The organism is Achromobacter sp. SD115 (assembly GCF_017355315.1).
Classification (GTDB): Bacteria; Pseudomonadota; Gammaproteobacteria; order Burkholderiales; family Burkholderiaceae_B; genus Achromobacter; species Achromobacter xylosoxidans_B.
The window spans coordinates 180,294-190,593 of sequence record NZ_JADIJM010000013.1 but is presented as its reverse complement, the minus strand read 5'-3'; the positions used below and the strand labels follow the sequence as shown (position 1 = coordinate 190,593).

The 10,300-nt window shown below is 68.1% G+C and carries 11 protein-coding genes; 2 read left to right on the top strand and 9 right to left on the bottom strand.

Features of this window, described 5'->3' with window-relative positions:
- A partial coding sequence (locus IPU70_RS19460; RefSeq protein ID WP_207469461.1) for an amidohydrolase family protein occupies nucleotides 1–1,421 on the bottom strand: 1,421 nt, incomplete at its 3' end.
- A gap of 127 nt (nucleotides 1,422–1,548) precedes the next feature.
- Between IPU70_RS19460 and IPU70_RS19455 the strand changes: the two genes are divergently transcribed.
- Nucleotides 1,549–2,514 carry a LysR family transcriptional regulator gene (locus IPU70_RS19455; RefSeq protein WP_207469460.1) on the top strand — a complete coding sequence of 322 codons (966 nt, stop codon included), beginning with the start codon at nucleotides 1,549–1,551 and terminating at the stop codon, nucleotides 2,512–2,514.
- A gap of 16 nt (nucleotides 2,515–2,530) precedes the next feature.
- Here the strand turns inward: IPU70_RS19455 and IPU70_RS19450 are convergent, their stop codons facing one another.
- The 3 genes from IPU70_RS19450 to IPU70_RS19440 are packed head-to-tail and all read right to left on the bottom strand — an operon-like array spanning nucleotide 2,531 to nucleotide 5,075.
- Nucleotides 2,531–2,974, bottom strand: a complete 444-nt coding sequence (locus IPU70_RS19450; RefSeq protein WP_207469459.1) for an SRPBCC family protein — start codon at nucleotides 2,972–2,974, stop codon at nucleotides 2,531–2,533.
- A 47-nt stretch (nucleotides 2,975–3,021) separates the two neighbouring features.
- Nucleotides 3,022–3,852: a phosphoenolpyruvate hydrolase family protein gene (locus IPU70_RS19445; RefSeq protein ID WP_207469458.1), complete on the bottom strand. Its 831-nt coding sequence runs from the start codon at nucleotides 3,850–3,852 to the stop codon at nucleotides 3,022–3,024.
- 11 nt (nucleotides 3,853–3,863) lie between these two features.
- A complete protein-coding gene (locus IPU70_RS19440) occupies nucleotides 3,864–5,075 on the bottom strand; it encodes a Tm-1-like ATP-binding domain-containing protein (protein ID WP_207469457.1) in 1,212 nt (403 codons plus the stop codon).
- Between the two features lie 147 nt (nucleotides 5,076–5,222).
- Here IPU70_RS19440 and IPU70_RS19435 point away from each other — a divergent pair, with 147 nt between their 5' ends.
- Nucleotides 5,223–5,894, top strand: coding sequence for a TetR/AcrR family transcriptional regulator (locus IPU70_RS19435; RefSeq protein ID WP_207469479.1), 672 nt, complete (start codon nucleotides 5,223–5,225; stop codon nucleotides 5,892–5,894).
- A gap of 10 nt (nucleotides 5,895–5,904) precedes the next feature.
- Here the strand turns inward: IPU70_RS19435 and IPU70_RS19430 are convergent, their stop codons facing one another.
- The 5 genes from IPU70_RS19430 to IPU70_RS19410 all read right to left on the bottom strand — a co-directional run bounded on the left by IPU70_RS19430 (nucleotide 5,905) and on the right by IPU70_RS19410 (nucleotide 10,290).
- Entirely contained in the window at nucleotides 5,905–6,555 is a 651-nt protein-coding gene (locus IPU70_RS19430; RefSeq protein WP_013394831.1) for a GntR family transcriptional regulator, read from the bottom strand.
- Nucleotides 6,556–6,628: 73 nt separating this feature from the next.
- The gene (locus IPU70_RS19425) at nucleotides 6,629–7,675 is read right to left on the bottom strand and encodes a hydroxyacid dehydrogenase (protein WP_371819005.1); all 1,047 of its coding nucleotides are present in this window, start codon (nucleotides 7,673–7,675) and stop codon (nucleotides 6,629–6,631) included.
- Nucleotides 7,672–8,349: an RraA family protein gene (locus tag IPU70_RS19420; RefSeq protein ID WP_207469456.1), complete on the bottom strand. Its 678-nt coding sequence runs from the start codon at nucleotides 8,347–8,349 to the stop codon at nucleotides 7,672–7,674. The genes IPU70_RS19425 and IPU70_RS19420 overlap by 4 nt, the downstream gene beginning before the upstream one ends.
- A gap of 34 nt (nucleotides 8,350–8,383) precedes the next feature.
- Nucleotides 8,384–9,349 carry a tripartite tricarboxylate transporter substrate binding protein gene (locus IPU70_RS19415; RefSeq protein WP_207469455.1) on the bottom strand — a complete coding sequence of 322 codons (966 nt, stop codon included), beginning with the start codon at nucleotides 9,347–9,349 and terminating at the stop codon, nucleotides 8,384–8,386.
- Nucleotides 9,350–9,414: 65 nt separating this feature from the next.
- Nucleotides 9,415–10,290, bottom strand: a complete 876-nt coding sequence (locus IPU70_RS19410; protein WP_207469453.1) for an NAD(P)-dependent oxidoreductase — start codon at nucleotides 10,288–10,290, stop codon at nucleotides 9,415–9,417.
- Nucleotides 10,291–10,300: the final 10 nt, after the last annotated feature.

Here is a 10,300-nt window from a genome sequence, read left to right as displayed (position 1 = left end):
CGAGACAGCCATCTACGCCCTTGTCCGCGGCGCCAGATGTGTATAACAGAGAGGACCAGCACATGCTCCACCCCGGCGGACGCCAGCGTCGGCGACTCCCAGGTGGCGCGGTCCTCGACCGTGTCGGCGTCGAACACGACGATGTCGGCCCAGGCGCCCTCGCTCAACTGGCCGCGTCCGGCCAGACCGAACACGCGCGCCGGCAAGGACGTCATCTTGGCGACGGCGCTCTCCAGCGTCATCAGTTCGGCCTCGCGCACATAGCGGCCCAGCACGCGCGTGAAGCTGCCCCACAACCGGGGATGCGGATGGGCGTCGTTGGGCAGCCCGTCCGAGCCCACCATGCAGCACTCGTGCTGGAAGATGCGCTGGACCTCGGCCTCGTCCATGGCGAAGTAGATGGCGCCCGCCGGGCACAGGCGCTGCGCCGCCGTGGTCTTGTCGCAGCCCCAGCGCGCCGCGATGTCGCCAAGGAACTGGCCGCTGCATTCCGGATGCGGCGTGGACCAGGTGATGCGTATGTCTTCGATGATTTCGGCGCGTTCCGGAATCAGGATGGTGGAACTGCCCGGGTACGGGTATATGTCCAGCGCCACCTCGACGCCCTCGCCGCGCGCGCGGTCGATGTTCGCCAGCGTGGCGCGGCTCTTGCCCCAGTTCTGCGGCATCATGCACTTGTGGTGCGACAGCACGGTGGCGCAGCCGGTATTGCGCCCCACCGAGAGCACCTCGTCGACGGCCTCTTCGACCGCGTCGCCTTCGTTGCGGATATGGCTGGTGTGCATCGCGCCGCGCGCCGCCGCCACCCGCGCCAGGCCTTCCAGTTCAGCGGGGCGGGCCGCACCGCCGGGCTGGTACGCCAGGCCGGTGCTGAAGCCCACCGCGCCCGCCGCCAGGGCCTCGTCCAGCATGCGCTGCATGCTCTCCTGCTCTTGCGCCGTGGGCTGGGCGGCCGGGTCGCGCATGGCGGCCAGGCGCAGGTTGGCGTGCCCCACCAGCGCCGCCACGTTGATCATGGGCCGCTGCGCGCGCAGTTCGCTGAAATAGGCCTGCATGTCGGCGAACAGGGGCGTTTCCCCCAGCAGCGCCAGCGCCGCGGCGGTATTGCCCGGCAATGGCGCGGGCGCGCCGCTCACGCCGCAATTGCCCACCACCACCGAGGTGATGCCCTGGCTGGTCTTCCATTCCAGGCTGGGCCGTTCCACGAACATCAGGTCATCGTGGCCGTGCACGTCGATGAAGCCGGGCGCCACGATCTTGCCGCGCGCGTCCACCCTGCGCGCAGCCGCTGCCCCCGACAGGTCGCCGATGGCGGCGATGCGTTCGCCCGCCACGCCCACGTCGGCGCGGCGCCGGGGGCCGCCCAGGCCGTCGACGACCCAGCCGCCTTCGATGATCAGATCCAGAGGTTCCTGCCGCATGGTGCTCCCGCCTTGAGGGTCTTGCCGGCGGACGCGCTTGAATCCGCAGACGCCGAAAGGGTCTAGTATCGTCGGCCCGATCAATCTGGGAAAATTGTTTTTATTGATCCATCTATCATGATTTGAAATGAATCGTCTGCCCAAGCACGTCACGCTCAAACACCTGACCGCCTTTGTCGCGGTGGCCCAGGAATCCAGTTTCACGCACGCGGCCAAGCGTCTGTTCCAGACCCAATCATCCCTGACCAGCCTAGTGCGGCAGCTGGAGGACGCGCTGGCCACGCAGCTGTTCGCGCGCACCAGCCGGCGCGTGCTGCTGACGGCGGCGGGCGAGGAGTTCCTGCCGCGCGTCATGCGGCTGCTGGCGGACTTCGATGGGGTGATAGACGATGTGCAACGCTACGGCGCGCTGGAGCGCGGACGCGTCGGCGTGGCGGCGGCGCCGTCGGCCATCACGCAGATCATCGCGCCCGCCGCCGCGGCCTACTCGGCCCGCTATCCGGCCGTGCGGCTGTACCTCAGCGACGACAACTCCGGCCGCATCCAGCGCAAGGTCGCCGCGCGCGAAGTGGATTTCGGCCTGACCAGCCGCTGGGCCGACGCGCCCGGACTGCAGTTCGACGCCCTGCTGGAGGACCGCTTCGGCGTGCTGTACCGGGAGGACGACGCCAGTCTGCGCCCGGCGCGCGACGGCACGATGCGCTGGTCGGATCTGGCCGGCCGCAAACTGGTGGGGGTGGTGGACGAGACCGGCATCATGGCGCTCTTGCGGGCCCGCGCCGACCTGCCGATAGAGGCCGGCGCGCCCTTCTATGAGGCCTCCAGCACCACCTCGCAGGCGGCGCTGGTCCAGGCCGGACTCGGCGTGGCGCTATTGCCGGCGTTGGCGGCGCAACGGGTGATGGAGCCCGGCCTGGCCTATGCCCTGCTGGCCCGACCCACGGTGGTGCGCACGGTCTGCATCATCCGCCACAAGGAATACCCCTTGAGCCCCGCCGCGCAAGCCCTGATCCACGCCATCCACGACTATCTGCGCACGGCGCAACTGCCGGCCGGCTGCAAGCGCATGCCGGCCAAAGGCTTGAAAGCGTAAGAGCAGCGCGGCGCGCTCAGGCCCCGCGCAGCTTCTCGTCCAGCGCCGCCAGTCCCGCCGCGAACACGTTGCGACCCACGGCGTTCACTACGTCGCTCAATTCCGCGCCCTCGACGCGGAAATCCGCCCACCATTCCACCAGCGTCTGGCCGCCTTCGGTGACGGCATGCAGCGACACGCCGGCGACGTAATCGCGCATGGGCAGGTCGGTTTCGATGATGGAATAGCGCAGCGCCGTGCCTGGATCGTCCAGCATCAGCAACTGCTCGCGCACGAAGCCGGAAGGCTTGAGCGACAGGTGCCGCACGCTGCCCACGGCGTCATGGCGGCCGCCCTCTTCCAGACGGCTTTCGGCGATGCCCGGATGCCAATTGGCCAGTCCATTGAAATCGCGGAAACTGGCCCAGACCTGCTGTAGCGGCGCGTGGATGATGGCGCTGACGTGTACGGTATGCGGCATGCGGACTCCTGCGGGCGCGCGGCCCAGGGATTGAGGAAACTACGGAATCAGAATGTCAGGCTCTTGAACTCGCGGGTGGCCGCGGTCAGCGCCTGTTCAGTCGGCAGCCGCTCCATCGAGCTGGCGCCGTAGAAGCCATGACAGTGCTTGCACGCGCGCAGCACGTGGGCCGCGTCTTCGGGCGTGGCGATCGGACCGCCATGGCACAACACGATGATATCCGGCCGCACCGCCAACGCGGCTGCGGCGATGCGGTCGATCGCCGCCACGCAGTCGTCCAGCGTCTGCGCGGTTTCGGCGCCGATGGCGCCGCCGGTGGTCAGGCCCATGTGGGCCACGATGATGTCGGCCCCGGCCTTCGTCATGGCAACGGCGTCGTCTTCGTTGAACACGTAGGGCGTGGTCAGCATGCCCTTCTGGTGCGCCAGGCGGATCATGTCCACTTCCAGCGCATAGCCCATGCCGGTCTCTTCTAGGTTGGCGCGGAAAGTGCCGTCGATCAGGCCCACGGTGGGAAAGTTCTGCACGCCGGCAAAGCCCTGGCGCTTGAGGTCGTCGAGGAACAGGTCGAAGTCGCAGAACGGATCGGTGCCGTTGACGCCGGCCAACACCGGCGTCTTCTTCACCACCGGCAGGACTTCGCGCCCCATGTCCACCACGATCTCGTTGGCGTTGCCATAGGCCAGCAGGCCGGCCAGCGAACCGCGGCCCGCCATGCGGTAGCGGCCCGAGTTGTAGATCACGATCAGGTCGATGCCGCCCGCTTCCTCGCACTTGGCCGACAGGCCGGTGCCCGCGCCGCCGCCGACGATGGGCGTGCGCGCGCGCACCATGGCGCGATACTTGTCCAGGAGTTCGTTGCGGTCAAAGCGCGGCATGGCGGCGGTCCTCAGTGTGTAGCGATTTCAAGAAATTGGTCGACCGCGGTCTGGGCGAACAGCGGGTCATTGATGTGGCAAGGCACGCGCACCAGGCGGCGGTCGGCGGTCTGCACCAGATTCGCCTCCAGCGCCGCGTACAGGGCGGCGTCGGCCTGCGGATCCCAGAACGCCTGGCCCGGCGCGTCCAGCGCGGATACGCCGCCTTCCGGAATCAGGAAGCGCACCGGCCCCTGGCACTGGTTCAGGCGGGCGGCGATCCACTCGCCCTGGCGGGTGTTTTCTTCCACGGTGGTGCGCATCAGCGTCACCTGCGGATTGTGCGGATAGAACTTGCGGCCGCGGTAGCGCTCCGGCACGGTGTCCATGGCGCCGAAGTTCACCATGTCCAGCGCGCCGCAGGAGCCCACGTAGGGCAAGCCGGTGCGGGCCACGGCGCCGAAACGGTCCTCGGTGCAGGCCAGCACGCCGCCAAACAGGAAGTCGCAGACTTCGGTGGTGGTCAGGTCCAGCACGCCGCCCAGCAAACGGCTGTCCAGCAGCTTTTCCATCGACTGCCCGCCGGTGCCCGTGGCGTGGAACACCAGGCAGTCGTAGCGGGACTCCAGCAGCGGCGTGACTTGCTGCACGCAGGCGGTGGTGACGCCGAACATGGTGATGCCCACGGCAGGCCGGCCGTCGTCGGCAACCGCGCGGGCGGCCTGCCTGAAGGCGCCGCCGATCGCGCCGGCGGCGTTGGCCAGCACCCGGCGCGAAATGCGGTTCAGGCCCGCGACGTCGGTCACGGAATACATCATGGCGATGTCCGACGGCCCGACGTAGGGAGCGACATTGCCCGAGGCCATGGTCGACACCATCAGCTTGGGCGTGCCGATGGGCAGCGCGCGCATGGCGGGCGTGATCAGGGCGGTGCCGCCCGAACCGCCCAGGCCCAACAGCGCGCCGATTTCCGCATTGGCGGCAGCGTAGCGTTCAAACGCCAGCGCCATGGCCGCGATGGCCGTGCCCCGGTCGCCGGTGAAGACCGCGCCGGCGCCCCCGGGATGGCTGGCGGCCACCTCGCTGGCCTGCACCTGGGCCGCGCTGGCGGCGCCGGAGGTGGACACGTCCACCGATACCGGGTCCAGCCCATCCCGCCGCAGCAGGTCCATCACGTATTCGGCCTCTTGGCCCTTGGTGTCGTAGGTGGCGGCCACGTAGACCCGCCAGTTCGAATGCGTCATGACTCCTCCGCGGGCGGCTACACTCGGTGCGCGCCTCGATAGGTGAGGCCGCGAGGCCTGTAGAATCTAGAAATGAGACGAAAGAATCATACTGAGACACCTGTCTCACGTCAAACTCCCGCCCCCTCCGCAGCCGGCACGGCGCGGCTGATCGCGCCAGCCAGCCCGCAGGCTGCCGCCAGCGGCGAGCCGCCGCACGGGCCGCGCGCGCGCATGCGCAAGACCCTGCTGGATGCGGCGCAGCGGCTGATGGCCCAGGGCATCACGCCATCGGTGGCCGAACTGGCCGAACACGCGCAGGTCTCGCGCGCCACCGCCTACCGCTACTTTCCCAGCCAGAGCGCGCTGATCGCCGCCGTGGTGGACGAGAGCCTCGGCCCCATCCTGGCCTGGGACTCGGCCGCGCCAGACGCCGCCGGGCGGGTCGACGAGCTGCTGCGCTTCGCCTATCCCCGGCTCGAATCGCACGAAGCGCCGCTGCGCGCCGCCATCATGGTGTCGTTGCAGCAGCACGCCGAAGCCAGCGCCGGCCGTGCTGGCGCCGAACCGCGACTGGTGCGCGGGCATCGCGTGGACATCCTCCGGCGCGCCATCGCGCCGCTGTCCGCCGAACTGACGCCGGCCCAGCTGGACCGCGTGGCGCAGGCCCTGTCGCTGGTCTACGGCACCGAGGTGTTCCTGGTGTTGAAGGACATCTGGAAACTGGAACTGCCCGAACTCACGGACGTGGCGCGCTGGACCGCCCAGGCCATCATCGCGCAGGCGCTGGCCGAGGCCGGGTCCGGCAAGGAAGCGCCAGCAAAGCGCGTCCGGAAGTAACGCCGGCCCGCTACTGGCCCGACTTGCGGTGGCTGCGGAAAAGCAGATGCGTGGCAGCCAGATGGAAGCGCATGGCGATCTGGGCGCATTCCGCATCGCGCGCGCGCAGCGCCGCGATGATCTGGCGATGATGCTCCACGCTGCGCAGCATGTCGTCCTTGGTGTAGAAGTAGAACGAGCCGATGATGATGGGCATGTCCAGCAGGCTTTCCACCATGGACCGCACGCGGGCGGATTGCGCCGCTTCGAGCAGCGCGTGGTGGAACTGGTTGTTGAAGTGCTGCACCTGCGCGACGCTGTCGGGAGCATCGGCGTTGATGGCATCGAGCATGCACTGGTTGATGCGCTCGAGTTCGCCTATCTGCTCCGGGCTGGCCCGTTCGGCCGCCGCCTTGGCGGAATACGGTTCAAGCAGCATGCGCAGCTCGAACGCCTCGTCGATGTCGCGGTCTTGCCAGCCCAGCACCACGGCTCCGCGCCGGCCTTCATGCTTGACCAAGCCGTCCGTCACCAGGCGTTCGATCGCGCTGCGCACCGGCGTCCGGCTGACGGAAAGTTCGGCGGCGATGTGTTCTTCGCGCAGCCGTTCGCCGGGCATGAAAGCGCCCGCCATCAAGCGGCGGCGCAACTCTGCATAGACGTAATCGCGGGCGCTCGACATGATGGCGCATGACTCCAGATCAGGGTTCTCGAACTATACCGGAAGCCCATCCCGGCAATCGCGCCTGGCTGCGTCAATACTGGCGTTGCGCAAGCCGCTCCAGGAACCTGGGCCAGACCTCCGGATTCAGCAGCCGTTCGGGGCGGCGTCCGGCCAACATTTCCATGATCTGGCTGGCGGACCCTTGCGCGACCTTGCGCCGGCCTTCGTGCGTGACGCCTCCCGTGTGGTAGGTCGCCACGACATCGGAACGCAGCAGCAGGCCATGCCCGGGCGGGGGAGGCTCCTCGTTCCAGACATCCAGCCCCGCGCCGGCCAGCCGCCCGTCCTGCAAGGCGGCAAGCAGCGCCTGCTCGTCATGGATGCCGCCGCGCGCGGTCGAAATGAACAGCGCGCCGGGACGCATCCTGGCGTACGCCGCGGTCCCGATCATGCCCCGCGTGTCGTCATTCAGCGGGCAATGCAGGCTCACCACGTCGGCCTGTTCGAGCAGTTGCGGGAGGCTCACGGGCTCGGCGCCGCGAGAGCGGATTTCCTCGGGCGACAGCAGCGGGTCGCATGCCATCACCCGCATGCCGAAGCCGGCGGCAACGCGCGCCACTCTGCGGCCGATCTCGCCGATGCCCACGATGCCCAGCACGCGCCCCTCGATCTCGCGCCCCATCAGGGCCTCGCGCGAGGCGGCGGATCCCGCCAGCAGCGCGGCCTGGGATTCACGCAGGCGCTTGACCAGCGACAGCAGCAAGGCGAACGTCATTTCCGCCACTGACGCGGCGTTGGCGCCGGCCTGATTCACCACGGCCACCCCGGCCCGCGTGCAGGCCGCTACATCCACGGTGTCGTAGCCCGCGCCGCCCGAGGAAACGCAAAGCAGTGCCGGACACTGCGCCAGCAGGCTTTCCGACACCTGCCAGCGCGCGGGGACTTCGTCCTTTGCCGCGCTGACATGGTAGGCATGCGCGCCGGCCAGCCCCGCCGCCGTGATCGTCTCGTCGCGCGCAGGCAGTACTTCAACGCTCAAGCGGGGCTCACCCTGGATGCAAGCGTCGAACGCAGGGTCGATCCAGAGATCCAGCCGGACGATGCGCATGCTGCCCGGCGGCCGCGCCGTCACGCTCACGACTGCGCCTCCGTGCAACCCAGCTGCTTGAGCCGGGCATCGACCCAGGAGGTATCCAGCGATCCCGCCGCGATGTCGGCCAGCATCTTCGTTTCCAGTTCGTGCTTGGACGCGGCAGCGAGATAGACCGCTTCCGTCTGCTCGAACGGAATCGACAGCAGGCCGTCCTCGTCGCCCAGGATCAGATCGCCCGGCGCAATCGTCATGCCGTTCAGGGAAATGACGCAGTTGATCTCGCCGGGCCCGTCCTTGTAGGGTCCCCGGTGGGTCACGCCGGCCGCATAGACCGGAAACGCGCCGCGGCGGATGGTGCCGCTATCGCGGATCGCGCCATTGATCACGATGCCTGCGATGCCGCGCGTCTGCGCGTAGCTGGTCATGATTTCGCCGATGATGGCGTTGGTCAGGTCGCCGCCCGCATCCACCACGATCACGTCGCCGGGCTGCGCCAGGTCAAGCGCCTTGTGCACCAGCAGATTGTCGCCAGGACGGGTGCGCACGGTCAGGGCCGGACCGGCCAGCGGGCTGCCATCGTGCATCGGCTGCAAGCGCGCGCCGCCGGCCGTCATCCGCGACATGCAGTCGCTGATGTTGGCGACCGGCACGCCTTTGAACTTGTCCACGGTTTGCTTGCTTGCCGCACGCTTGCGGGTATGGATCTCAAAGCCGATCATTTTTGCTCCTGTCGGGAATTGCAATGCGTTGCCATTACTGCTTGGGAATGCCGGCGTCCTGCACGACCTTGCCGAAGATCTCGTGGTCCGCCCGGTGCTGGCGAGCCAGGTCCTCGGGCGAGCCCTTGAGCACGCTATAGCCGGCGTCTTCCAGCTTTTTCACCAGTTCGGGCTGGGACTGGACCTGCTGCAAGGCCTTGTTCAACGCGGCAACCACGTCGTCCGGCGTCTTGGCGGGAGCCATCAGGCCCCACCAGATCGATTGGTCTATCGTCTTGAATCCGCTTTCCGCGAACGTGGGCACGTCGGGCAAGGCCGGCGCGCGTTCCTTGGCAACCACCGCCAGCGCGCGGACCTTGCCGCCTCTGATCTGCGGCAGCAGCGAAGCCACGGAGCCCACATACATGTCGATGCGGCCGCTGGCCAGGTCCGGGAACGCCTGGCCCCAGCCCCGGTAAGGCACATGCATCAACTCCATGTTCGCGGCCTTGCGCCAGAGATAGCCGGTCAGGTCGCCAGTGCCGCCGATGCCGGGAATGCCGAGCGAAACCTGACCAGGGCGAGCTTGCGCTGCCTTGACCACATCGCCGACCGTCTTGAACGGGGATTCGGGCAGGACCACGAAAACGCTCGGCGATGTAGCCACGGGACCGACAGGCCGGAAATCCTTGAACGTGTCGTAGCTGAGCTTGTTGTAGAGCCAGGGATTCAGCACGATGTTGTCGGTCTGGGCCATCACCAGCGTATGGCCGTCCGGGCGCGCGCGGGCGGTAGCGTCCAGCGCCAGGTTGCCGCCGGCGCCCGGCTTGTTCTCCACCACCATGTTCCAACCCTGGTCCTGGCCGATCGCGCTGCCGATCATGCGGGTCAGCGTGTCGGTGCCGCCGCCCGGCGGGAAGGGGGAAATGAGCGTGATGGGCGCCGTGCCCATATCCGCCGCGTTCGCGGCGGCGCAACCCAGCACCAGCGTTGCCGCCAGGAGTTTCTTCAGAGCCTTCATTGTCTTCCTCGCACAGTTGATTCTTGTTGGATATGCCGTTGCTGCGTCGCGCTACAGCGAGACGCTCAGCGCTCGCGCGCCAAAGCCGTCAGCCAGGCCAGGCGCGCCTCGACCGAATCCGGCAGATTGAAATCGCCACTCGCCCGCGCGTCCTGGATGCCCATGCTGGTGCGGCTGAAAAGCCGTTCGACGCCGTCCAGAACCAGGGGCTCCAGTCCCGCCTCGATCAGTTGCTCGCGGGCTTCGCGGACTTCCGCCTGCCGGCGCTGGGCATGCAGCACGTGGGATCGGACAAACGAATCCATGAAGGCCGTAAGCGGCGTCTGGTCTATATCCGCCAGCACCTCGTAAAGCGAGGCTCTCAATCCCATGGATTCGGCCGCCACCAGGCATTCCACCGCCAGGCTTTCCATCCCCTTGGTCATGATGCTGCGCAGCAGCTTCAGGCGCACGGCATCGCCCGCCGCGCCTTGTATGGCGCGCGCCGGCGCCCCGCCGCTCCCGGCCAGCCGCAGCACCGCGTCCGTGCCGGTCCCGGCGCAGAGCAAGGGCGTACGTTCCGCCAACAGGGCAATCGCGCCCATGATCGCGACGTCGGTGAAGTCGATATTCCGTTCGGCGGCGGCCGCCGAAGCGGCCTGCATGTCGGGCGCGCTGGCCGTCGTGAAGTCGGCATAGACCGCGTCATGGCGCATATGCGGAAAACTCTGCCGCGCCATCTCCAGCGCCGCATGGCCGTACACCGCCGACACGACGATGTCCGCCTCGCCCAGCCATGCGCCGGGCCCGGCGTGCAATCCGGCGCCATGACGCCGGGCGCGTCCCGCCATTTCCTCGTCCTGCCGCAACTCGCAGATCCCGACCAGCGTATGCCCGGCGGCGCTCCATGCCTGCGCATAGCAGGAACCGACCTCGCCGCAGCCCAACAGAGCAATTTTCATCTCTATAAAT